The 22,370-nt window shown below is 70.2% G+C and carries 18 protein-coding genes; 5 read left to right on the forward strand and 13 right to left on the reverse strand.

Features of this window, described 5'->3' with window-relative positions:
- The first annotated feature begins 78 nt into the window (after window positions 1-78).
- Window positions 79-1,176 (forward strand): hypothetical protein, encoded by a 1,098-nt coding sequence (locus AC1Q7O_RS21350; RefSeq protein ID WP_492660447.1) that lies wholly within the window; start codon window positions 79-81, stop codon window positions 1,174-1,176.
- Here the strand turns inward: AC1Q7O_RS21350 and AC1Q7O_RS21355 are convergent.
- The 10 genes from AC1Q7O_RS21355 to AC1Q7O_RS21400 all read right to left on the reverse strand — a co-directional run bounded on the left by AC1Q7O_RS21355 (window position 1,124) and on the right by AC1Q7O_RS21400 (window position 17,945).
- On the reverse strand, window positions 1,124-4,399 hold the full coding sequence (locus AC1Q7O_RS21355) for a hypothetical protein (RefSeq protein WP_492660448.1): 3,276 nt from the start codon (window positions 4,397-4,399) through the stop codon (window positions 1,124-1,126). The genes AC1Q7O_RS21350 and AC1Q7O_RS21355 overlap by 53 nt on opposite strands.
- Window positions 4,396-5,139, reverse strand: a complete 744-nt coding sequence (locus AC1Q7O_RS21360) for a carboxylesterase family protein (RefSeq protein WP_492660449.1) — start codon at window positions 5,137-5,139, stop codon at window positions 4,396-4,398. The genes AC1Q7O_RS21355 and AC1Q7O_RS21360 overlap by 4 nt, the downstream gene beginning before the upstream one ends.
- The gene (locus AC1Q7O_RS21365) at window positions 5,136-8,099 is read right to left on the reverse strand and encodes a glucosidase family protein (protein ID WP_492660450.1); all 2,964 of its coding nucleotides are present in this window, start codon (window positions 8,097-8,099) and stop codon (window positions 5,136-5,138) included. The genes AC1Q7O_RS21360 and AC1Q7O_RS21365 overlap by 4 nt, the downstream gene beginning before the upstream one ends.
- Window positions 8,100-8,166: 67 nt before the next feature.
- Complete coding sequence (locus tag AC1Q7O_RS21370) at window positions 8,167-8,973, reverse strand: carbohydrate ABC transporter permease (RefSeq protein WP_492660451.1); 807 nt, start codon at window positions 8,971-8,973, stop codon at window positions 8,167-8,169.
- A complete protein-coding gene (locus tag AC1Q7O_RS21375; RefSeq protein WP_492660452.1) occupies window positions 8,970-9,866 on the reverse strand; it encodes a carbohydrate ABC transporter permease in 897 nt (298 codons plus the stop codon). The genes AC1Q7O_RS21370 and AC1Q7O_RS21375 overlap by 4 nt, the downstream gene beginning before the upstream one ends.
- The gene (locus tag AC1Q7O_RS21380) at window positions 9,863-11,134 is read right to left on the reverse strand and encodes a sugar ABC transporter substrate-binding protein (protein ID WP_492660453.1); all 1,272 of its coding nucleotides are present in this window, start codon (window positions 11,132-11,134) and stop codon (window positions 9,863-9,865) included. The genes AC1Q7O_RS21375 and AC1Q7O_RS21380 overlap by 4 nt, the downstream gene beginning before the upstream one ends.
- Window positions 11,134-12,549, reverse strand: coding sequence for a glucoamylase family protein (locus AC1Q7O_RS21385; protein ID WP_492660454.1), 1,416 nt, complete (start codon window positions 12,547-12,549; stop codon window positions 11,134-11,136). Before AC1Q7O_RS21385 ends, AC1Q7O_RS21380 begins: the two co-directional genes overlap by 1 nt.
- Before the next feature lie 56 nt (window positions 12,550-12,605).
- Window positions 12,606-15,542 (reverse strand): TonB-dependent receptor domain-containing protein, encoded by a 2,937-nt coding sequence (locus tag AC1Q7O_RS21390; protein ID WP_492660455.1) that lies wholly within the window; start codon window positions 15,540-15,542, stop codon window positions 12,606-12,608.
- 41 nt (window positions 15,543-15,583) lie between these two features.
- Entirely contained in the window at window positions 15,584-16,594 is a 1,011-nt protein-coding gene (locus tag AC1Q7O_RS21395) for a LacI family DNA-binding transcriptional regulator (RefSeq protein ID WP_492660456.1), read from the reverse strand.
- A 7-nt stretch (window positions 16,595-16,601) separates the two neighbouring features.
- Window positions 16,602-17,945, reverse strand: a complete 1,344-nt coding sequence (locus AC1Q7O_RS21400) for a GH1 family beta-glucosidase (protein WP_492660457.1) — start codon at window positions 17,943-17,945, stop codon at window positions 16,602-16,604.
- A 250-nt stretch (window positions 17,946-18,195) separates the two neighbouring features.
- On the opposite strand from AC1Q7O_RS21400, the gene AC1Q7O_RS21405 reads away from it, so the two are divergent.
- Window positions 18,196-18,684: a VOC family protein gene (locus AC1Q7O_RS21405; RefSeq protein WP_492660458.1), complete on the forward strand. Its 489-nt coding sequence runs from the start codon at window positions 18,196-18,198 to the stop codon at window positions 18,682-18,684.
- A 292-nt stretch (window positions 18,685-18,976) separates the two neighbouring features.
- Here AC1Q7O_RS21405 and AC1Q7O_RS21410 read toward each other — a convergent pair whose 3' ends face one another.
- On the reverse strand, window positions 18,977-19,246 hold the full coding sequence (locus AC1Q7O_RS21410; protein ID WP_492660459.1) for a hypothetical protein: 270 nt from the start codon (window positions 19,244-19,246) through the stop codon (window positions 18,977-18,979).
- A gap of 192 nt (window positions 19,247-19,438) precedes the next feature.
- Here AC1Q7O_RS21410 and AC1Q7O_RS21415 point away from each other — a divergent pair, with 192 nt between their 5' ends.
- Complete coding sequence (locus AC1Q7O_RS21415) at window positions 19,439-19,684, forward strand: hypothetical protein (RefSeq protein ID WP_492660460.1); 246 nt, start codon at window positions 19,439-19,441, stop codon at window positions 19,682-19,684.
- 28 nt (window positions 19,685-19,712) lie between these two features.
- Window positions 19,713-20,114: a hypothetical protein gene (locus AC1Q7O_RS21420; protein WP_492660461.1), complete on the forward strand. Its 402-nt coding sequence runs from the start codon at window positions 19,713-19,715 to the stop codon at window positions 20,112-20,114.
- On the opposite strand, the gene AC1Q7O_RS21425 is transcribed toward AC1Q7O_RS21420, so the two are convergent.
- Both AC1Q7O_RS21425 and AC1Q7O_RS21430 read right to left on the reverse strand, forming a co-directional pair.
- Window positions 20,099-20,440 carry a PDDEXK family nuclease gene (locus AC1Q7O_RS21425; protein WP_492660462.1) on the reverse strand — a complete coding sequence of 114 codons (342 nt, stop codon included), beginning with the start codon at window positions 20,438-20,440 and terminating at the stop codon, window positions 20,099-20,101. The genes AC1Q7O_RS21420 and AC1Q7O_RS21425 overlap by 16 nt on opposite strands.
- A 730-nt stretch (window positions 20,441-21,170) precedes the next feature.
- Window positions 21,171-21,383 (reverse strand): hypothetical protein, encoded by a 213-nt coding sequence (locus AC1Q7O_RS21430; protein WP_492660463.1) that lies wholly within the window; start codon window positions 21,381-21,383, stop codon window positions 21,171-21,173.
- Between the two features lie 309 nt (window positions 21,384-21,692).
- On the opposite strand from AC1Q7O_RS21430, the gene AC1Q7O_RS21435 reads away from it, so the two are divergent.
- Window positions 21,693-22,334: a S1/P1 nuclease gene (locus AC1Q7O_RS21435; RefSeq protein WP_492660464.1), complete on the forward strand. Its 642-nt coding sequence runs from the start codon at window positions 21,693-21,695 to the stop codon at window positions 22,332-22,334.
- Window positions 22,335-22,370 lie beyond the last annotated feature (36 nt).

Below are 22,370 nucleotides of genomic sequence, written 5' to 3' on the forward strand. Positions count from 1 at the left end.
GTACGGGTGACGCCGGGCCCCCGGCGCCGCGGCCGCGCGCCGAGCATGGCGGGCACCGCTCGTCGACAGGAGACTCCCATGCGCACACACCCGCTCACGCCCTGGCTCGCCGCCACGCTGCTGGCGGCCACCGCGGCCACGGCACAGCCCGCCGCCGGCGCGCTCGACACGGTGGCCCGCAGCCAGTGGCCGGGGGACGCCGCCACCGACCTGCCCGGCTGCGCCGCCACACCGGCCACGACGCCGCTGGGCCGGACCCTGGCGCAGTTGTGCGCCGTGCCGGCGGGCGGCAGCGCCACGCTGTCCAGCACGGCCTACTTCGAGCGCCCCAGCCAGTTCAACCCGCAGGACCCGGGCAGCTACGCACTGGCCAGGCTCGGCGCGGCCAGCATCGCGCAGGTGGAGGTGATGTCCCGCGCCGGCGGCACGCCGCACGACTGGCGCGACCCCGTGCCGACGCTGCAGGGCCAGGGCTTTGCGCGCTACACCGATTACCTGGTGCTCGGCAGCGTGATGCCGGCGCAGCTGACGCTGAGCTTCCACCTGTCCGGCGAACTGCGGCTGGGCAGCGCGTTCGAGGCGGGCCATGTCTGGCAGGCCGACACGAGCTATGCGGTCGCGGTGGCGCCGGGGCGCTTCACCTCGGACGGCGTGTTCGGCAGCTTCGCGCCCTTTGCCCGTGGCGCCGTCACGGTGTCGCGGCAGCTGCGCTCGGGCCTGTCGGCGCCCGAGGTCAACACCCTCGTCACCGCCATGCCCGAAGCCAGCCTGGGCTTTGCCGAACTGACGCAGGCCGGCGGCGGCACCGAGGTGCGGCTGACGCTGGGGCGCGACTTCTTCGACAACCCCGCCAACCCGGTGCTGATGCTGGACCTGCAGCTGCTGGCGCACGTGTACGCGCCGGCCTGGACGTTCGCCAACCTGTCGTTCGGCACCGTGCTGACCGGCAACGAGGTGGCGGCCGACTACGCCAGCACTTTCGTGATGACCGGCCTGCAGGCGCTGGACGCCGACGGCCGCGACATCACGGCCAGCGCCGTGGTGGGCTTCCAGAGCCTGCTGGCCGTGCCGGAGCCCGGCAGCGCGGCGCTGTGGCTGGCTGGCGGCCTGGCGCTGCTGGGGCTCAGCCGAGCTCGACGGTCCAGCGCAGCGGCTGGCCGGCCGGCGGGCGGCTGAGCGCCAGCGCCCCCAGCCGGTAGGGGTGGGCCCGGCGCAGGCCGGGCAGCTCGTGGCCGTGCTCGTCCAGCACGCGCTGCACGCCGTGTCCGCGCGGCCCCACCCGGTAGTGCAGCGACAGCGCCACACCTGCCAGCGTGATCTGCACGCGCAGCCCGTCCAGCTGCGCCGGCATGACGGGGTCGACGACCAGCGCATCGCTCTCCAGCCGCAGCCCCAGCAGCGAGCCGATGACCAGGCCCAGCGCGATGCCCGGGCCGCTGGAGTAGATGCGCCAGCCGCCGTCCAGCGCCACCTCGCCGGCCAGCGCGCGCCCGTAGTGGGCCTGGGCCTCGTAGCGGTCGGGGAAGGCGGCGTCGGAGCTGGAGTAGTAGCAGTTGGCCTGCCGCGCGCTGGCGCTGGGCACGCGCTCGGCCAGCGCGATGGGATGGGCCAGCATCAACGCCTGCAGGAAGGCGTCGGCCTGCCCCAGGTGCGCCAGCATCTGCGCGTAGCGCAGGTGGGCGTGCATGTACATGATGCCGATTTCGCGGCCGAAGAAGGTGCTGGTCTCGGCGCGCTGGAAGAAGCGCGACGGACCGCCGCGGTACGGCAGCGGCGCGTCGAACAGCCGGGCGCCGTCGGGGCCCTTCAGGTGCTGCTCGATCAACGCGGCCTGGCGCTGTGCCTGGGCCGGCGTGAGCAGGCCGTCCAGCACCGCGTGCATCATCGGCAGCAGGCTGTAGCGCAGCCCCGTGCGGGTGTCGCGCGGGTGGATCCACAGCTCGCGCTCGCCATCCTCCGGGAACAGCGCGTAGCCGGTCACGACGTCGTCCTGCACCAGCAGGCGCTGGAACTCGGCGCGCACGCCGGCGGCCTCGGCGACGAGCTGCGCCGCTTCGTCGGCGCGCCCGAGGCGGCCGAAGGCGGTGGCCAGCGTGTGCAGCGTCTGGTGATGCAGCGTGACGGTCCAGGCGCTGCACAGGCGGTCGCGCAGCGCCGGGTCGGCGGGCTGCAGCGAGTCGTTCCAGTCGCCATGCCAGTAGGCCGCCAGGCCCGTGCCGGGCACCACACGCCGGCGGATCAGCGCCAGCGCCTGCGCGACGTGGGCGGCCAGCGTGGCGGGTTCGCCGCCGTGCGAATCGTGGAAAGGCAGCACCTCGGCCAGCACGCCGGCATCGCCCGACGCGATGAGGTACTGCGCCAGCGCCAGCAGCGGCCAGAAGACGATGTCGCCGTGCGAGTCGCCGGCGCGGATGCCGGCCTCGCGCTCGAAGAACATGAACCACTGCGGCCAGTCGCCATCGGGGTTCTGCGCGGCAAAGGTGCGCAGCAGCAGGTCGCGCACCGGCGCCGTGTGGCCCAGGGCGAGCAGCATCTCCAGCGGCCCCTGGCAGACGTCGCGCGTGCCCCAGCCACCGCCCGAGTACTGCTCCAGCCCGCGCGGCGACAGGTAGTGCACCAGCGCGTTGTGGGCGTACCAGGGCAGGATGTCGCGCAGCTGGGCCAGTGCCGGGTGCTGCCATTGCGGCAGCGCCAGCGGCTGGGGCGCGGGCGGCGTGGCCTGCAGCAGCTCGCCGCGCAGCGTCATCGCGACGGCGGTAGCGGGCGCGAAGTCCAGCACCAGCAGCGGCTCGCCACGGCTGACGCCGTCGCCATACAGCCGGCCGTCGTCGCCGACGATGGCCAGGCCCGGTGCGTCGATGACGAGCGCGCCGCCCGGGAAGCGCTCGGCCAGACCGCCGGCCGGCGGCGTGATGCGCAGCGAGTCGCCGCTGTGCAACCAGCCGGGCTTCGGCGGCGCGGCGCCATCGTCGCCGCCCAGCGCCAGGTTGAGGCTGGCGCGCACCCGCAGCGGGCCGCCCTGCAACACGTTCAGCGCGAAGCCCACCGTGTCGGGCGCGGCCCCGGCCTCGGCGACGACCTCGATGAGGCCGTCGGCGTGGGCATAGAGCCAGCGGCAGCGCTGCGGCTGCATCTCGAATGCGGACGGCAGGCCCAGCAGCTGCCAGTCATCGCCCGCCGGCGACGCGACGAACACGCGCAGGCCGGCCGTGCGGAACAGCCCCAGCAGGCTGCGCTGCGTGGACAGCAGGCGGTTGATGCTGACGTGGCCCTGCGTCAGCATGGAATGGAACACGCCGCCCATCCAGCAAGTGGACGTCAGCGCGCCCTCGTCGGGCACGAGGTGGTGGCCGCTGCGCAGGATGTGGCCGTGCGGGCGCTGCACGCGCAGCTCCTTGGCGCGCAGCACGACGTGGCCGGACTCGCCGGCAAAGAAGCTCAGCAGCTGGCCGTCGCGCCATTCCTCGTGGCGGCGCTCGCCGAAGGGGGCGAGGTCCACCTCGCGCGTGGCGAGTGCCGGCGCGGTGACGAACAGGCTGGCCGCGGGCGGCTGGCCCGGCGCGTCCACCGGCGCGCCGATGCGGGCCTGCGGCAGCGCGCGCAGCGCAGGCAGACGGGCCAGGTCGGCATCACTGCTGGCGTCGGGATGGTGGGCCTGCAGCGCCAGGAAGAAGCCGGCCGCCAGCTGGCCGCCCGGCGCGAGCAGGACGGCCTCATCCTGCAACGCGATGACCGCATGCTCCTGCTGCAGCCGGCAGCCGGGCAGCCCGGCGGCGATGGCGGGCGGCGCGAGGCCCTCGCGCGCGGCGTGGCCCCAGAGCTGGGCCGCGTCGGTCGCGAAGCTCTCGGCCCGGCGCAGCGAGCCGGCCAGCAGCCAGGGGTGGCGGCCCTGCTGCGCCTGGTTCTGGCGCGCCGCCAGCAGCACGCCGTGCGTGGCGTCGTACAGCGGCTGCAGGTCGATGTAGTGGCTGACGTAGAACTCGTTGGTGCGCACCGCGCCGTAGTCGGCCAGGCCCACGTCCTGCACCAGCACGGCGGCCAGCTCGCAGGCCGCGGCGCCGTGGTGGTCGGCCTGCAGGTGCCAGAACAGCGTCGGCTCGTCGGCCGCCAGCCGCAGCTGCAGCCGCAGCGCCAGCCCCTGCCAGTGGCCGCGCAGCTCGAACGCGCCGGTCTCGGCGTGCACGCTCAGCGGCGACTGCGGCCCCAGCAGCGGCACCGCCTGCCAGTCCCCGCCGGCCTCGCGGCGGCGCAGCCAGATGTTGGCGGGCCCGCCTTCCAGCTCGTTGCCGGGGAAGAGGTTGAGCATCAACGCCGGCACGAACAGCAGCCGGCGCAGCGCGCCATGGGACAGCAGCTCGGCTTCGAGGCCGGCGGCGTTGCGGAGGAGGTGGACGGTCATGTCTGTTTCTGCGCCAACAGCCAGGGCAGCAGCTCGGGGTCGTTGTAGGCGGGTGTCCACGAGTCGTGGCCCACACCGGGATAGATCGTCAGCGAGGCCCGGCCGCCGGCCGCGCGCAGCGCGTCGACGCAGGCCACGTGCGGCGCCAGCTTCACCACGGCGTCCTGGTCGCCGTGGTAGGCCCGCACCGGCACGCCACGCATCGCGGCCACCTTGGCGGGGTCGCCGAAACCGCAGACGGGCGCGATGGCCGCCAGGTCGCGCGGATAGGCCGTGGCCCAGTGCCACATGCCGAAGCCGCCCAGCGACAGCCCGGTGCCGGTGCAGCGCCGCGGGTCGATGTGCAGCCGCGCCTGCAGCGCGACGAGCAGGCGGTGCAGGCGCTCGGGGTCCCAGCGCAGGCCGTCCTCCAGCTGCGGGCTGACGAGGATGGCGGGCCAGGCCTGGCCTTGCGCGACGAGCTTGGGCGGGCCGTGGACCTTGACCTTCTGCAGGTCGGCGCCGCGCTCGCCGGAGCCGTGCAGGAAGATCACCAGCGGCCAGCGCGCCGACGTCCGTGTGTAGTCGCGCGGCAGCCAGATCCAGAAGCGCTGCCCTTCCAGTTCCCAGGCGCGCTGTTCGCCGGCGGCGAGGCCGTCGGGCACGGTGGGCGGCATGGCGGCGCAGGCGCCCAGCAGCGGCACGGCGAGTGCCGGGAGGGCGGGTGTTGCACTCATCAGCTCGCGGCGGTTCAGCGTCATGGCAGGGTCTCCAGTGCGATGGTGGTGGCCTCGGCTGGCAGCGGCAGTTCGCGCCCCTGCCAAGCCAGGCTGCTGCCTGCGACGTTAGCGCGCGGCAACGGCCCCGCGCCGGGCCAGGCCAGGCGCAGTTCACCGGGCAGGCGGTCGGGGCGGCGGTCGATGTGCAGCGTCCAGCCGCCGGCGCGGCGTTCGAGGCGGTAGTCCAGCCGGCCCCAGGCGGTGGACAGGCCGGTCACGCCGATGTCGCCGGCCTCGCGCCAGGCGGCGGGCAGGCCCGCGCCGAGCACGACGCTGCCGGTGGCCTCGCGCTCGTAGGCCAGCAGGTCCAGCGCGGCGCGCAGGTAGTCGGACGAGATCCACGCATGCGGCATGTCGCCGAGGAAGCGGGCCTCGCGCGCGTCGGGCAGCACGACCTCGGCCCACTGCCGCCAGCCGGCCGGGCGCTGGTGCGTGAAGAACCACGCCAGCAGCCGGTGCGCATCGTCCACGCGGCCCAGCCGCACCAGCGCGCTGACGTTGCGCAGCTCGTAGGGCGTGTAGTCCTTCCAGGCCTTGGCGCCGGTGATGCGCGCGTCGGCCTCGGCCACGTAGCGGTCGAAGGTGCCGCGCAGCAGCGCGGGGGGCAGCCGGCCTTCCGCTTGCGCGGGGTTCAGCGCCATCGTCGTGGACGTGGCGTCGAAGTCGCCCCGGTCGGCGGCGCCGGCGATGTGGTCAAGCTTGAAATGCTGCGCGGTGGCGGCGACGGAGGCGACGAGGTCGGCCTCGAACTCGTCACGCGACGCGGCCCAGCGGGTGGCGTTGGCCGAGTCGCCCAGCGCCTGCACGATCTGCACGGCGTCCTTGTAGCCGCGCAGCGCCCAGAAGTCGTCCCAGTACGAGTAGGCCGGCTTGTCGCTGTAGCCCTCGTGGCTGATGGAGGGTGGCATCAGGCCCCAGAACCTGGAAACGGCGCCCGGCTGGCGTTCGCTTTGGCGCAGGGCCTCCATCCAGGCCACCACCTTTTGCACCTGCGGCCAGTGGCGCTGCAGCAGCGCGCGGTCCTGCGTGTGCCGCCACAGTTCGGCGACGGCAAACAGGTACTGGCCGTGGCTGTCGTTCTCGACGACGGGGTCGGCGCCGCGCTGGTCCACGCAGCACGGCACCTTGCCGCTGTCGAAGATGTGTCCGGCGAACCAGTCGACGAACTCCCGCGCCGCCTGCACCTCGCCCATGCGCACCAGGCCTGCCACCATCATGGCGCCATCGCGCACCCACGAGCGAGCGTAGGCGCGGGTGCCCGGTCGCAGCGCCGGGCCCTCGCGGGACATCAGCATCTGCGCGAGCGCGGCGCGCATGGTGTCGGCCACCGGCTGGGCCGGGGGCGGCAGGTCCAGCTGCAGCGCGCCCAGCCGGTCGCGCCACTGCGCGGCGGCCATCGCCAGGCGGGCATCCAGCGCGGCCGCGTCGCCGTTGCCCGTGACCCAGCCCAGCCGGCGTGACTCGCCCGGCGCCAGCGTCACGTCAAAGCGCATCAGCGCGGAGGGCAAGGTGTCGGTGTCGGCGAGCTGCGTCAGCGGCGGTGCCTGCAGCAGCACGGCCAGCCCGGCGCCGGCGCTCCACGGCGCGGCGCGGACTTCAGTGGGCAACTCGCGCGGCGTGACGCGCAGGCCCGGCGCGGTGAGGCTGCCGTTGGCCCAACCGACCGACGGCAGCGGGCTGATGCCGCCCGGCGTCGACAGGAACTGCTGCGGCGGATTGACCTGCCAGGGCCGCAGCGCGAGCAGCAACGCGTACTGCTGCGGTCGGGCCGTCGGGTTGCGCAGCGTGTAGCGGGCCAGCAGTTGGGGGTCCTTCGCGGGGCCGTCGGCGCCGGCCTCGACGCGCAGCTCCACGTCCGCATGCCGCCATTGCACGACGGGCAGCGCATGCTCGACGAGGTGGTGCTCGCTGCGCACCTGGGCCCAGGTGACGAGGCGGCCGTCGGCGAGGCGAACGGCGGGCTCGATGCTGGGGCCGCCCCGCGTCAGCTCGATGGCGCCGTCTTCGCTGACGAGGCCCGAGCGCTCGGCGCCGCCGTCGACGCCGACGACGGTCCAGTAGTTCTGCTCGCCGAGGAAGGCACGCGGCAGGTCGCCGCGCGGCAGGGCCTTGGCCAGTTCGGCGACGGCGGCATTGCGGTCGGGCCACTGGGCGGCGTCGCGCAGCTGGACCTCGGGCGGCGTCTTGCCGTCGTGGCGGATGCGCAGCCAGCGCCACTCCTGTTCGCCGAGGAACAGCGCCCGGGCCGGGCGCGCGGACAGCAGCTTCCAGCGCCGGTTGTCGTCCGACACCTCGACGCGCGTGGGCGAGCCGCTGGCAAACCACAGGCCGTTGAACTCGCGCAGCGTGTGGAAGTCCAGCGTGACCTCGCCGGCGCCGCGCGTGCGCTTGGGTGCGGGCCAGCTGGCGGGTGCCGGCTCACGCGGCTCCAGGCCCAGCGCGCCGACGCACAGCGTGCCGGCGCCGCCGCGGCTTTTCTGGCCGGCGACAACGACGAACTCGATGAACTGGCTGCGCTTGAGCGTGCGGTCCGGCGTCGGGCCCCAGGCGAACGTGACGTGGCGGCGCTTGAAGCGCTGCTCGGTGAGGGTGTCGGGCAGGTCGAAAGCGGGGCGGTTGATCCACCAGACGTTGTCGCCACTGGCGTCGACGAGCTTGATCTGCACGTCGTTGCCGGCACCGCGGCCCTTGAGCGGGGTCGTCAGCGCGAAGTCGGCGGGCCAGTCCAGCGGCAGTTCGCGGCGCAGCACGGCGTAGCCGGAGACGCCGGCGAAGTCGTAGTCGAGGCAGAGGCTGTCGTCCTTGGCATCACGGCGGACGGACGCTTTTACCTGGTCGGAGGCGGTGGCCTTCCACGGTGTGGCGTCCTTCATGTCGTCGAGGACGGCGGCATGCGTCAGCTGAGTGACCGCGAGCAGCAGCGTGAGGAAGAGATGATTCACGTTGCGGCGGCCTTCTGCGACGAGTGGTGCCGGGAGTTCGCCCCGAAGCAGCGCGAAGCACACACGTTCACTTCACACTCCCCATCAACAACCCCTGCATGTAATAGCGCTGCAACGCCACGAACAACGCGAGCACCGGCAGCACCGTGATGACCGCGCCGGCCATCATCAGCTCGCTGTCCTGCACATGCTCCCGCGACAACGCCGCCAGCGCCACCGGCAACGTGTGCATGTCGCCGTCGGTCAGCACGATCAACGGCCACATGAAGTCGTTCCAGCTGCCGAGGAAGGCGAACACCGCCAGCGTGACCAGCACCGGCTTCAGCGTCGGCAGCACGATGTTCCAGAAGATGCGCCACTCGCCGGCACCGTCCAGCCGTGCGGCTTCCAGCAGCTCATCCGGCACGCCGCGCGCGTACTGCCGCACCAGGAAGATGCCGAAGATGCCCGCCATGCCGGGGATCAGCACGCCCATCCACGTGTTCACCAGCCCCATGCTCTTCAGCATCAGGAACAGCGGCAGCATGGCCACCTGACCCGGGATGACCAGCGCTGCGATCAGCAGCCCGAACACGCGCTCGCGGTGCTTGAAACGCAGCTTGGCGAACGCGTAACCCGCCAGCGTGTTGAAGCTCACCGACATCAGCGTGCTGACTACCGCCAGCCCCAGGCTGTTGACGAAGGCGCGCTTCAGCCCGCCGTCGCCCAGCAGCGCGCGGTAGTGCACCAGCGTGGGCTCGTGCGGCAGCAACGGCGGCGGCAGCGTGGAGGCGCTGCCCGCCGGCATCAGCGACACGCAGACCATCCACACCAGCGGAAAGATCGCCAGCGCCGCAAACGCCCACAGCAGCGCATTGACGAGCACGCGCTTCATGCGCCCTCCCCCATCCACCGCCGCTGCAGCGCGATCAACCCCTTGCTGACGGCGACGATGATGACGAACAGCACGAAGGCCACGGCCGAGGCCAGGCCCAGGTTCCACCACTTGAAGCCCTCGTCGTACATCAGGTACAGCACGCTGACCGTGCTCTGCAGCGGGCCGCCCTGCGTCATCACGTAGGGCTCGGCGAACAGCTGGAAGTAGCCGGCCGTCGTCAGGATGGTGACCATCAGCAGCGTCGGCGCGATGCCGGGCAGCGTGATGTGGCGGAACTGCGCCCACGACTTCGCGCCGTCCAGCCGCGCGGCTTCGTACAGGTCGTGCGGCACGGCCTGCAGCGCGGCGATGAAGATGATCATGTTGCCGCCGAAGTTCTTCCACGCGGCGAAGCCGATGATGGTGGGCATGGACCAGTGCGGGTCGCCCAGCCAATCGATGGGGTCAACGCCGAAGGACTGCAGCGCGTAGTTCACGAGGCCGTACTTCACGTGGAAGAGGTAACGCCAGATGACGGCCACCGCCACCAGCGTCGTGACGACGGGCGCGAACAGCGCCGTGCGCAGCAGCGGCTTGAAGCGCACGAACTTCGACTGCAGCAGCACGGCCGCGGCCAGCGACAGCGCGATGGACAGCGGCACGCCCAGCACGACGAAGTAGGCGGTGTTGCCCAGTGCCTGCCAGAACAGCGGCAGGCTCAGCACGTGGACGTAGTTGTCCCAGCCCTGCCAGCGCAGGTTGCTCAAGGAGGACAGCGCGTAGATGTCGAAGTCGGTCAGGCTCAGCGCCAGGCCGGCAAACACGGGAACGCCGAAGAACAGCGCGATGACGATGAGGGCCGGGGCGGCGAAGGCCCAGGCGGCGAGGGATTCGCGACGACCGTGTCTCATGACGACGCCCGATCCAGCATCCAGCGGCGCTTTTCCAGGATGCCGTCCACGCGCGCATCCAGGCCGCGCACGGCGACGTCGATGCTGTCGCGGCCGCCCACGACGCGCGCCGCGGCCAGCTGCATCTCGTTGGCGATGCGCTCCCACTCGGGCACGGCCGGCGTGGGCCGCACGCGCTCCAGCTGGCGGCGGAAGGCCGCGGCGTGACGGTCCTCGGCCAGCGTGGCGCCACCGTCCAGCGGCATGGCCCAGGTGCTGCGGCGCGGCGGCAGGTCGCCGGTGAGGCGGTAGAACTGCTGCTGCACGTCGGGCCGGCTCAGGTAGCTGATGAGCGCCCAGGCCTCGGGCTTGTGGCGCGAGCGCTTGAACATCGCCAGGCTGGCACCGCCGGCGATGGACGCGCCCAGCCCGTCGGGCCCGGGCAGCTCGGCGGTGCTCCACGCATCGCCCAGCTCGGGCGGCAGGCGGCGCTTGAACTCGCCGATGTTCCAGGGGCCGGAGATGTAGAACGCGAACGTACCGCGGCCGAACTCCTGCCAGACGTTGGCGACCTGGTTGTTGGTGAGGCCCGGCGCGTCACCGCGCGCGAAGCGCTCGGCGTAGAAGCCCAAAGCGCGGCGGAAGTCTTCCGACGAGAAGTTGCCGAAGCGCCCGCCCTCGCGCAGCACCTCGGCGGGCTGCTGCAGCGCCAGCGCCAGCAGCGGCTCGAACTCGTTGGTGGGCAGCAGCAGCGGCGTGGTCATGCCGTGCTCGCGAAGGCGTGCCAGCGCGGCGCGCCATTCGCTCCAGTTCTGCGGCACGCGCGGAATGCCCGCCCGGGCCAGCAGGTCGTGGCGCACGAACAGCAGCCGCGTGTCGACATACCAGGGCAGGCCCACGCGCTGGCCGGCCGGCGCGTTGGTGGCCCAGATGCCGTCGAAGTAGTCGCTCGCCTGCAGCGCCGGCGTGCGCGCGATCCAGGGGGCCAGCGGCTCCAGCGCGCCCAGCGCCTGCATCTCGGGCAGCCAGGTGTTGCCGACCTGGGCGAGGTCGGGCGTCGCATCACCGGCGAACGCGGTCAGCAGCTTCTCGTGCGCGGCCGTCCACGGCAGCTGCTCCACCTTCACGCGCACGCCGGGACGCTCGCGCTCGAAGCCGGCGATCAGCTCGGCCGCGACCTCGGCCTCCCGCCCCATGGCCCAGAAGCGCAGCGTGGTGGTGCCGCTGTCGCGGGCGCAGCCGGCCAGCGGCGCAGCGATCGCAGCGGTGAGCAGCCGGCGACGCTGCATCAGCCCAGCCAGCCGCCCGAGAAACTCGCGCGCTTCAGGCCGCGCACCAGGTGAGCGTTCTTGCGCATCGCGCGCCAGATCAGCTCGCCGCGGTGATTGCCCATCATGGCCAACAGGGGCCCCTGGTCGATGCCCAGCATGTCGGTATCCACCCAGCCCTTGCCGGGCTCGATGCGACCGTGTTGCAGCTTCACGTCTGGGAAGTTGAAGCTGGGGTTGAAGGCGTCCCAGAAGCCGTAGCGGCCCCAGGTGTGCGGGTAGCGCTGCTTGATGGCCATCAGCGCGGGCACGACGATCTCGGGCGCGAACGCGATGGAGCTGCCGGCGCCATACGGCGCCAGCGTGCCGTCGTCCACCTCGCCCATGCCGCGGCCGGCATAGCTGATGAAGCGGCGCTCCTCGAGCTTGCCGGCGGTGGTCTTGTAAGGCAGCGTGATGTCGGCCGGGCCGTCGCTGGCGGTGACGCCCCAGACCTCGGCGCTGTAACCCTGCCAGCCGTGCGGGTTGGCAGCGGCGTAGGCCCGCTGCGCGTAAGTGGCGCGGCGCGAGTTCTCGAAGTAGTCCAGGCCCTTGGCCGCCATGTAGCGGTCGCGGATGCCGCGGAAGTCCACCCAGCAGTGCGTGAACTGGTGGCCGAACAGCGGCGGGAAGCGCAGGAAGGTCTGGCCGTGGCTCTCGCCCCAGCTGTGCGCGTCGTAGGTGCTGAGCCAGGCGTCGTAGGCCTCGGGCTTGACCGGCCGCGTGGGCGAGCCCAGCGCCAGCAGGTAGACCATCAGGGCTTCGTTGTAGCCCTTCCAGTCGTTGGGGATGTGGCCCTGCTCGGGCGTCCAGCCGTGGCCGATGGAAGGCGGGCGCACCTGCGCCCAGGCCCAGTCGACACGGCCATACAACTCGTCGACAAGGCCGCGGATGCTGGCCTCCTCGGGCGCATCGCCGTCGAAGAAGCTCTGCGCATGCAGCGCGCCCATCAGCAGCAGCGCGGTGTCCACCGTGGACAGCTCGCAGCGGTCAAAGCGCAGGCCTTCCTTCATGTCGAGGAAGTGATAGAAGAAGCCCTTGTGCCCGGCCACGCCGGTCTTGCCGGGGCCCTGCGGCAGGTTGGCGAAGAAGCGCAGCGTGGTCAGCGTGCGGTCGCGCGCCTGCTGGCGCGTGATGTAGCCGCGCGCCACGCCGATGGGGTACGCGCTGAGCGCGAAGCCGACCGCCGCGATGCTGGCGAACGACGGCGTGGGCCAGCGGTCGGGCGCCAGGCCCGTCTTCGCATCGGTCGTCTCCCAGAAGAAGTCGAAGGTGCGGCGTTCGAGGTCGGCGAGGAAGGCCGCGGCGTCAGCCGGGGCAGCCCAGGCGGGCAGCGCGCCCGCGAGGGCCAGGCCCGTGCCGTGCGTGAGCAGGGCGCGTCGGTTCAGGAAGTCCATGGTGAAAGCGGTGGTGGGAGGCGGCGGGCGCCGCGCTCCCACGGTTCAGGTCAGGGTCAGAACGCGTAGCTGGCGGTGAGTTTCACCGCACGGGCGTTGTCCTTCACGCTGTTGGGCGTGCCGACGTTGAGGTTGTCGCCGCCGTACTTGTTCGCCTGGCCACCCTGCGGCACCGGGCCGCCACCCCAGTCGTCCAGGCCGTCGTAGCTGGTGTTGTTGAACAGGTTGATGACGTCCATGCGCAGGCTCACGCGGTGGATACCCCACTGCATGGCCTTGGCCAGCCCCAGGTCGACCTGGCGGAACACGGCGCCGCTGCCCTCGACGTTGATGCACTTGTCCCAGCCGGCGGCGCAGCTGGTCACGCGGCGCGGCGAGCCGCTGGACCAGGTGCCCTTGCCGGACAGCTGCAGGTCCCACGGCAGCAGCCGGTCGGCCACACCGGCGACGACCAGGCGGTGCTTGGGCGCATCGGTGGAACGGTTCCAGCCATGCGTGCCCCGGCCATAGGTCCAGTCGTAGGGGTCGTTCTTCCACTCCTTGTGCGTGGTCTTGGCGTCGCTGTAGGTGTAGGCGATGTTGGCCGCCCAGCCGGACGCCGCCGAGTACGGCTTGGCCGCGCTGATGAGCACCGAGCGCGTCTTGGTCTCGCCGACCGAGTCACCGAGGATGAGGTTGCCGTAGGTGGTGGGGCCGTTCCACAGCGGGTCGATGGGGCTCTGGTTGGCCGTGCCGCCGTTGGCGTCGCGGTTGCCGCTGTACTGGATGAACTGGTTCTTGGCGTGGATCTGGCTCAGCGCGATCTCGGCGTTCCACTCACCCAGCGCCTGACGCAGGCCGACGCTGAACTGGTCGGCGAACGGCACCTTGACCTTGTTGCTGATGAGGCGGATCTCGCCCGAGCCCGGCGTCGCGTTGCTCTGCAGCACGTCGATGGCGTAGTTGGCCATCGTGCGGTCGTAGCTGCGGCCCCAGCCGCCGAACAGCACGCTCATGCGGTCGCCGAGCAGGTCGTACGACGCGCCGACGCGCGGCGCGAACGCGCCCTTGTAAGGCTTGCGGTTGCCGCTGCTGATGAAGTCCTCGATGTTGACGCCGCCCTTGGCCAGCGACTGCGCATACGTCTGCCCGGCCGGCGGCGTGATGCCCCAGCGCGGCACGTCCAGGCCGCGCAGTGCGGCGGCACGGTCGGCGGGCGTCACGTAATCGTTGTTCAGCATGTTGGACTCGTAGTCCCAGCGGATGCCGAGGTTGAGTTCCAGCTGCTTGGTGACGGCCCAGTCGTCCTGGATGTAGATGCCGAACTGGTTGTTGCTGTAGTTGACGGCACCGCGCGGCACGGCGCGGTCGATCTTGCACTGGTCGCTGTTGAGGCCGCCGTTGGTGACGTTGGTGCCCGTGCAGGCCGTGCCGTTGAAATACGGATTGCCGGTCACGCGGTCGATCAGCGTCTCGATGACGTCGACATCGCGGTAGGTGCCGCTGAGGCGGTACTTCATCGCCTTGAACTTGGCGCCCATCTTGAGGGTGTGGCCCGCGATGCCCGTGTAGGTCAGGTCGTTGGCCAGCGAGAAGCCCTTCTGCGCGCGGTGCTGCGCGTCGGGCGAACCGCCACCGAAGATGACGTCGCCCGCCGAGGTCAGCAGCTGCGCCGCAGGATCGTTGGCGACCTTGTACTTGATGAAGGGCGTGGTGGCGGCGCTCTGCGGCGCCCAGGTGTAGTCCTCGTAGCCGGCGCGGGCCTCGTTCAGCCACGGGCCGCGCGCCCACTCGTGCTTGATGTCGAAGCGCGTCTCGTCGTTCTTGCGGGCTTTGTCGTTGCCCGGCAGGCTGAGGTCGCGGTTTTCGGGGACGCGGTCTTCCTCGCGGCGCACGCGGAAGGAGACGCTCAGGCGCTGCTCGTCGTCGAGGTTCACGTCGACCTTGCCGAACAGCAGGTGCTCCTTGAAGGTGTCGACCTGGTTGCCCTGCGCGGCGACCAGCGACGGCACGATGCCGGCGTTGGGCAGCTTGTCGCGGTTGCGCAGCACGATCTGGCGCGAGTCGTCGATGTTCTTGCCGTCGTAGGCGAAGAAGAAGTGCGCCTGGTCGCGCTTGATCGGCCCCCCGATGCTGAAGCCGTACTCGTTCTTGCTCGACGGCGGGCGCGGCACGCCGGCCGCCTCACGCTGGCGCTCGGCCATGTTCAGCGCGCGCCAGTTGGTGCCGGTGCGGTCGCCGTAGACCTCGCCGTGCAGCTCGTTGGTACCCGACTTGGTGATGGCCGTGATGGCCGCGCTGCTGACCTGGTCGAACTCGGCCTTGTAGTTCTGCGTGATGACCTTGTATTCGGCGATGGCCGACTGCGGGAACGGGTTGCCGCGCGACGTGGCCTGGCCGCTGACGCCCCCCGGCTGGATGTTGTTCTTCTGGCCCACGCCGTCGATGAAGACGTTTACATGGTCAAAGCTTTGCGAACCGGCCTGGATGGACGTGTAACCCGCGCCGTCCGTCTGGAAGGCGACGCCGGGCGCGAGGTCGATGGCGCTGAGGAAGTTGCGCGAGGTCTGCGGCAGGCCTTCGAGCATCTTGCTGGACACGTTGGTGCCCATCTGCGAGTCGCGCACGCCCTGGCGCTGCGCCGAGCCGACAACGGTGACGCGGCCCAGCTGGTCGGCGGCGCCCACGCGCAGGTCCACGGCCGCCGTCTCGCCGACGGCCAGCGTGATGCGCTCGGTCCTGGCGTCGCCCACGCGGATCTCGTAGCTGCCCGGCGCCAGGCCCAGCAGCGTGTAGCTGCCGTCGGCCTGCGTCTGCGCGCGGTAGGTGGCGCCGTTGGCGGTGTTGACGGCCAGCACGGTCAGCCCGGCGCGTTGCGCGCTGCCCGCGGCCTGCACCTGGCCCTTGATGGTGGCGGTGCTGAGCTGGGCCGACGCGGCGCCGGCCAGCGCGAAGAAGACGGCCGAGGCGAGTGCGTGGCGGCGCCAGGGGGTGCGGTGATGAAGCGTGCTCATGATGTCCTTGTCTCCTGTTGTGTTGTGCGAATGGACGGGTTTCAGGGCTGCGAGCCGCAGGAGCGGCGCACGACGAGCTGCACGGGCATGACGGTGGTGCCGGCGGGGCCGGGCGCTGCCGAGCCTTCGAGCGTGGCGGCCAGTGCGTCGAGCGCCTGGCTGCCGAGTGCCGCGATGGGCACGTGCATGGTGGTCAGCGCGGGGCTGATGTAGCGGGCCACGGGGATGTCGTCGAACCCCGCGATGGCGATGTCTTGCGGCACGCGCACGCCGGCGGCCTGCAGCGTGCCGAGCAGGCCGATGGCCATGATGTCGTTGGCGGCGAACACGGCGTCGGGCCGCTCGGTGGGGTGCAGGCCCAGCAGGTGGGCGCCGGCGCGCTCGCCGCCGGCCTCGGAGAAGTCGCCGGCGACCAGCCACGGCCGCGCGCCGGCGGGCAGCCCCGCGCGGTAGCCGCGCTCGCGCTCGCGCGCCTCGAAGTTGGCGGCCGGGCCGCCCAGGAAGGCGATGCGGCGGCGGCCGGCCCGCACGAGGTGCTCCGTCATCTCGCGCGCGCCGCCGAAGTTGTCGACGGCGAAGACGCGCTGCGTCGGCTGGCTGACGCCGGAGTTCAGCAGCACGGCGGGCAACGACAGCGGCAGGTTCTGCGACAGGAAGTCGTCGTCGGCATGCGGCGACATGACGACCAGGCCGTCCACGCGCCCGTTCATCGCACGCAGCGCGGCGGCGGCCTCGCTCGCGTCGTCGTGCGAGCTGGACAGCAGCAGGTGCAGGCCGCGCGCACGGGCCGCCTGGTCGATGCCGCGGATGAGCTCCGAGAAGAACTCGCCGTGCAGGTCGGGCAGCAGCGCGCCGATGGTGTCGGTGCGCCGCGTGATGAGGCTGCGCGCGGCGCCGGACGGCGAATAGCGCAGTTCACGGGCGACGTCGAGGATGCGCTGGCGCGTGTGGGGCAGCACGTTCTCGGCGCCGTTGAGCGCGCGCGAGACCGTGGCCACCGACACGCCGGCGACGCGGGCGACATCCTTGATCGTGGCGGGAGAGGCCTGCATCTTGAGTTCAGAGATTGGTGCCGTGGGCGGCGATGACTTCAGCATAGAAGCGCGCGCTGGCCTTGGGCGTGCGCTGCAGCGTCTGGAAGTCCACGTGCACGAGGCCGAAGCGCTTGGCGTAGCCCAGCGCCCATTCGAGGTTGTCGAACAGCGACCAGGCGCAGTAACCGCGCACGTCGGCGCCGCGCGCGATGGCGTCCTGCACGGCGGCGATGTGCGTGCGCAGGTAGTGCACGCGCAGCGGGTCGTTGACCTCGCCGGCGATGGCGGTGGGCGGGTCGTAGAAGGCCGCGCCGTTCTCGGTCACATACAGCGGCAGGCCGCCGTAGCGCTCGTGCATCCAGACCAGCGTGTCGGCCAGGCTCTGCGGGTGCAGCTCCCAGCCGGTCTCGGTGTAGATGCCACCTGGCTGGCGCTGCGGCGCGGCGGGCACCGGCCAGGCCTTGGCGTCGTGGCGGACGACGGCGCGGGTGTAGTAGTTCAGGCCGAGGAAGTCGACGGGTGTTTTCAGCGCCTCGACCTCGGCGGCTGGCCAGTCGGGCCAGGCCTCGCCGAAGACCTCGCGCAGCTCGTCCGGGTAGGTTCCCAGCAGCGCGGGGTCGAGGTACTGGCGGTTCATGTACGCGTCGGCCAGGCGGGCCGCGTGGCGGTCGGCATCGGTGGCGTCGGCAGCCACGTGCTTGGGCTCGATGTTGACGACGAGGCCGATGCGGTGGCGGCCCGCCGCGCGGTAGGCCTGCACGGCCGCGGCATGCGCCTGCATCAGCCGGTGCGCGACGATGGCGGCCTCGAAGGTGCTTCGATGGCCTGGCGCCAGCGCACCGTGCACAAAGCCCTGGTCGGCGATGACCCAGGGCTCGTTGAGCGTGGCCCACAGCGGCACGCGGTCATCCAGCGCGTTGAAGCAGACCTGCGCGTAGTCGGCGAACCAGCCGGGCATGTCGGGGTTGAGCCAGCCGCCGCGGTCGTCCAGCGCGGCGGGCAGGTCCCAGTGGTGCAGCGTCGCCATCGGCGTGATGCCGGCGGCCAGCAGCTCGTCCACCAGCCGCTCGTAGAAGCCCAGGCCGGCGGCGTTCACGCGGCCGCGCCCGTCGGGCATGACGCGGTTCCACGCGATGCTGAAGCGGTAGGCCGTCAGGCCCAGCGTGCGCATCAGCGCGACGTCGTCCTTCATGCGGCGGTAGTGGTCGCAGGCGACGTCGCCCGTGTCGCCGCCCAGCACGCGGCCCGGCGTGCGCACGAAGCGATGCCAGTTGCTCACGCCGGCGCCATCGGCCAGCGGCGAGCCTTCGATCTGGTAGGCAGAGGTGGCGCAGCCCCACAGGAAGCCGGGCGGGAACGGTTGTCTCATCCGCAGGGTCGGCTGGGCTTGCACCTGCCGACGTCATGTAAACGTTTACACGGCATTTTGTCGACGCAGCCGGATCGAGTCAACAGCGTGTTTACCCGGCGGGGGCTGCCGTGGGCCGCCGGCAACAGGCGGTGCACGGCCTGCTGCCAGCGTTGTGGCAACACCTGGCACCAGCGGTGCGTCGGCTGCTGCCCGGCTGCGGCGGGCGTGGCTAGCATCAGCGCCTTCGCCAACCCACCTCACGCAAGCGATGCTGGATCAACCCGTTGGAACCGTCTTTGAAACGGCAGCCGCGCTGCCGCCCAGCCAGCGGCTGCATCTCGTGCTGCTGGGGGTGGACAACGTGGCGCGCTCGGCGGCGTTCTACGAGGCGCTGGGCTGGCGGCGGTCACCCACCGGCAACGACGGCTTCGTCAAGTTCGACCTGGGCGGCTACGCGCTGTGCCTGATCTCGCGCGCTGACTTCGCGAAGGATGCGCAGTTCGATTCACCGCACGGCACGGGCTTCGCAGGCGTGGGGCTGATCCACATCGCGAAGACCCCCGACGAGGTACCGGCCATCCTCGCCCGCGCGGTCGCCGCCGGCGGCCGGCTCGTGAAGCCCGCCACCCGCACGCACTGGGGCGTGGCCGGCTACTTCACCGACCCGGACGGCCATCTCTTCGAGGTGGACTACGAGGATGTTGGGAACGTCAGCGAAAGTTGGAAAGTGACATCACCGAAAGTTGGAAACTACTGAGCCCCATTTCGATGAAAGTATGTGCTTGCAAACTTTTCGAACGGATCGCTGCTGTTGGCACAAGGTCGAAGTTTGTAGTCTTCGTTATCCGAGGGTAAATACGAAGGTGCGAGGAGTGAGCGAGTCCCGGTCAGGGGAGGCCCCCTAGGGGGAACTCAGAGAAGATTCGATACCCGTCTGACCGAAGGTCCGATACCGGATCGCCTGGGGCATGGGGAAAGATAGAGGGGCAGGAGTTGGTGCCGGAGAGCGAGATGGATGCTCTTGGGGTGCTCCAAGTCAGCTGGACGGGTCAACGGTACTTCTTGGACAGCTTGCCGGAAGCGGTGAGGATGCCAGCGCGGCGCGCAGCACGACGAGCAACCTCTAGATCGTTGGTCCACGCGATCTTGAGCAATGGGCCGGCATCCACCTTCGCGAACCGAGAGTCGCCGTTCTGAAAAGCGGCGTCTTCTGGCTTCGAGGCGACGTGGTCGGAGGCCAGCGTCGCCTCGGGCCCATTTTGGGTGGGATGGGGCGCGCGCTTCTTCAGCAGCGACGCGGATGCTTTGGCCTGCGGCATGGCTTCAGTATCGCGCGCACGCGCCACCGAGCTGAGGGCTCGACCCTGCTGGTCCGGGGCGGAGCGGTGCTCTCGGCACAGGATCTTTGGTGGCTCACCCCTTGACCCAGTATGGCTTGTGCCTCTTGGGCGCGCGCCCAAACTCGCCGCTAGCATCGTGCACGGACATCAAGAAGAGAGTTGGAGGGCAGGATGGGGGAATGGCTTCTTTTGCTGGCGGTGAACATCGCCAGCGGCACACCTGGCGATCTGCGCGACGTGTCGCTCACTACCGTCGGCGGGTTCACCTCGAAAGCTGCATGTGAAACGGCTGCACAGACCATCGCCACGCGCGCAGTGTCCGTCGTTGGCCAAGCTCGCATGCAGGCCGGTCTGCAGGGTAATGGGAATCGTTCGACGCCAGTGCTGAACTACGAGTGCGTGTTCATCAAGAAGTGAGCCGCAGGGCAACGCAGCCGTCTTCATCATGAAGAAGAACCGAGACGAATTTTCTCCGAAGACCAAACGCAACCTTGCACTTCGCGTCGGGCACGTATGTTCAAACCCGGACTGCGAGGAACACACCAGCGGCCCGACTGTGGCGGAAGACGACTACTCCAACACGGGTGTTGCTGCGCATATCTGTGCTGCGGCGCCTGGAGGGCCCCGCTACGACCCCTTGATGAGTGCTGAACAGCGCGCAGGTGCCAGCAACGGTATCTGGCTGTGCGCCGGGTGCTCCATCAAGATCGACGACGACCCGGCGCGCTACCCGCCTGATGAACTGCGGAAGTGGAAGGTAGCCGCCTCCGGACACGGGTTCCTGCAGATTCGGTCTTCAGCAACCTTGCGCCCACCTCGTGACAGAGTTGCCTACGCAGACTCGTGAACCCGCTGCAGCCCGCTCTTGAAGCCCGAGCCCCATCGGTCGATGAAGGCCCTCGTTCGGGCCTGCCGTTCGATCAGCGCAACAAGCCGGTCTCGAACACCGGGCTCCAAGATCTTTCCGCCTTCCGGGTCGAGCCATCGGCGCGCTTGATCTTCAAACGCCGGCGCGATGTCGGCGCTGATGGCAAGGCAGCGTTCCAGGTCGTCACGCACCAAGATTTGGTTTGTACGGCTGGTGCTTAGGTTCAGCGTCTCGGCTGCCTTCTTCAGGGTGCTGCCTGTAGCGATGAGGCGTACGAGTTCGGCTCCACGGGGATCGATTGGCAAGTTGACCTCTGGTGTGATGGATGGGGTCCCAGGACAGCGGATCTTGGCGCGGAAACAGACGGCGCCAGGGTGATCCTTTGTAGGTGCCGCCTTGGCACCCCAGCACGTCGATGGACGACGTCGGCAAATTGCTCTGGAAGATGGTCAGGCTGCGGTTCCCAGAGTATCCGAAGGCTCGCTCCATGCAGGGCACGCCAGTCCATTTGTCTGGGTTGTCGACATGCCTGGAAATGAGGAGGATGTTCTCGCTAACACAACGATGACCATGAGCACGACTCTAATGAATCGGCTGCCGCACGACACGAGCCTCAGCAGTGCGAGGCGGTGCCACTTTTCCGAGCAACGCGGACAAAGTCGGTTCGTGACAACGGCTTGACGGTCGCGGAACGTGGTTATCAACAGCCTTACCCACGGCCAAGGCGGACAAGTTCGGTGCTGCAGGGGCAGGGGAGCGAGCCGGGTTCGTCGCCCTCCTTCGTAGGCGTTCAGCTTGAACCACCAACTGGCGAGCTGGCACGCAAGCTGCATTGGCCATCCCAGTCAGTTGTCTCCTCCATCCCCCTGGATGGATTCACGCCCCGAGCTGGATCAGTTCGGGGCATTTTTTCTGGAGTGGCGCACCAGCGGACCGCGCAGATCAACCGTCGACGCCCCTAGGCTCGGCAGCGTCAAGTGAACTTGATGGCCGCCGGGCGCGCGCTGATGACGGTGTACGTCGTGGCGGTCGCCCCTAGTCGACGGCAGCCGCGGCGAGCACTCGCGGCAGGTGGACGGTCACCGTGCATTCCACCTCTTGCCCCTCGCGCAACGTAGCGAGATCGATTCCTCTGGTCTTGCGCGTGATTGAGTACTGCCGGCCTTCGCCGTCGAGCACCATCGCCTGGTTATACTCTGGCACGAGCGCAACCACGACGGCCCTAACCGTGTGCGTCTCACTGGACATGGGCGGATTGTGCTCGTTCTAGGACACCGCGCCCCCACGCAACAAGCTACTGCGCAAGGGCCCAGCCCGACTCGGTCCTCCGCGCCGCCATCGGGTGCTTCTTGGTGAGCCGCAGCTACGTTGGCGGCGTGGAGCGCAACCTCAGCGTCGATAACATGACCGGCATCGCATTGGCCTGCGGGCGCAGCTCAAGGCTGGTTGCTCCGGGTCGCTCTCGCGACCCGTGCAACGAAGCCTGACCCGCCGGTGCTTCCGCCTCCTCGGCGCCACCCGAACTTGAGATCACGAACGATGAGACGCGCTTGGGGCTTGCTGGTTATCGCCGCCGGCCTGATCTGCGGCGGTGCCGCTTGGGGTTGGGGCGCTGAAGGGCATCGTGTCGTCGGCTACGTGGCCGATGCCGAGCTGACGCCCAAGGCGCGCATCGCTGTGCGTCGCATCCTGAAGTCGGATTCCCTGGCTTCTGCTGCCAACTGGATGGACGCGGTCCGCGATACCCCTGAAGGGAAAAGCATGCAGCGGTGGCACTTCGTCACCATGAAAGCCTGCGGGGCCGCCGTACCCTCGTGCAAGAACGGAAACTGCGCACCAGGGCGCATCGAGTGGGCGCGAGACGTGTTGCGGACGGCCTCACCCGATGACGCGCTGAAGGCCCTACGCGTCCTGGTCCACCTGGTGGGTGACGTTCATCAGCCGCTGCATGCGGCTGATAACTCGGACTACGGCGGCAACGGCTCGGTCGTCACCAATCGGATGTGCGTGGAGTTCGGAGCCACCCAGCCCACTGCGTGCAAGCTGCACACGTACTGGGACTCGAGCCTCGTGAAGGTGGCGCTTCGTGGCCAGTCTGAACAGGACGCTGCAGCGGCATGGTCAGCAGCGGCACTCAAGCTGCCGGCGTCGGACTCGACTGTTGACGCTCGCCGAAAACTGACCCGCCAACCGGGGTGATGCTCGCGCAAAACTGACCCACGCAAACACACTGCC

The organism is Roseateles sp. GW823-FHT07B05 (assembly GCF_058794515.1).

Bases quoted from the DNA above. Each gene is read 5' to 3' on its own strand.
- AC1Q7O_RS21350 (WP_492660447.1), top strand. From the start codon at position 79: ATGCGCACACACCCGCTCACGCCCTGGCTCGCCGCCACGCTGCTGGCG.
- AC1Q7O_RS21355 (WP_492660448.1), bottom strand. From the start codon at position 4,399: ATGACCGTCCACCTCCTCCGCAACGCCGCCGGCCTCGAAGCCGAGCTG.
- AC1Q7O_RS21360 (WP_492660449.1), bottom strand. From the start codon at position 5,139: ATGACGCTGAACCGCCGCGAGCTGATGAGTGCAACACCCGCCCTCCCG.
- AC1Q7O_RS21370 (WP_492660451.1), bottom strand. From the start codon at position 8,973: ATGAAGCGCGTGCTCGTCAATGCGCTGCTGTGGGCGTTTGCGGCGCTG.
- AC1Q7O_RS21375 (WP_492660452.1), bottom strand. From the start codon at position 9,866: ATGAGACACGGTCGTCGCGAATCCCTCGCCGCCTGGGCCTTCGCCGCC.
- AC1Q7O_RS21380 (WP_492660453.1), bottom strand. From the start codon at position 11,134: ATGCAGCGTCGCCGGCTGCTCACCGCTGCGATCGCTGCGCCGCTGGCC.
- AC1Q7O_RS21385 (WP_492660454.1), bottom strand. From the start codon at position 12,549: ATGGACTTCCTGAACCGACGCGCCCTGCTCACGCACGGCACGGGCCTG.
- AC1Q7O_RS21390 (WP_492660455.1), bottom strand. From the start codon at position 15,542: ATGAGCACGCTTCATCACCGCACCCCCTGGCGCCGCCACGCACTCGCC.
- AC1Q7O_RS21395 (WP_492660456.1), bottom strand. From the start codon at position 16,594: ATGCAGGCCTCTCCCGCCACGATCAAGGATGTCGCCCGCGTCGCCGGC.
- AC1Q7O_RS21400 (WP_492660457.1), bottom strand. From the start codon at position 17,945: ATGAGACAACCGTTCCCGCCCGGCTTCCTGTGGGGCTGCGCCACCTCT.
- AC1Q7O_RS21405 (WP_492660458.1), top strand. From the start codon at position 18,196: ATGCTGGATCAACCCGTTGGAACCGTCTTTGAAACGGCAGCCGCGCTG.
- AC1Q7O_RS21410 (WP_492660459.1), bottom strand. From the start codon at position 19,246: ATGCCGCAGGCCAAAGCATCCGCGTCGCTGCTGAAGAAGCGCGCGCCC.
- AC1Q7O_RS21415 (WP_492660460.1), top strand. From the start codon at position 19,439: ATGGGGGAATGGCTTCTTTTGCTGGCGGTGAACATCGCCAGCGGCACA.
- AC1Q7O_RS21420 (WP_492660461.1), top strand. From the start codon at position 19,713: ATGAAGAAGAACCGAGACGAATTTTCTCCGAAGACCAAACGCAACCTT.
- AC1Q7O_RS21430 (WP_492660463.1), bottom strand. From the start codon at position 21,383: ATGTCCAGTGAGACGCACACGGTTAGGGCCGTCGTGGTTGCGCTCGTG.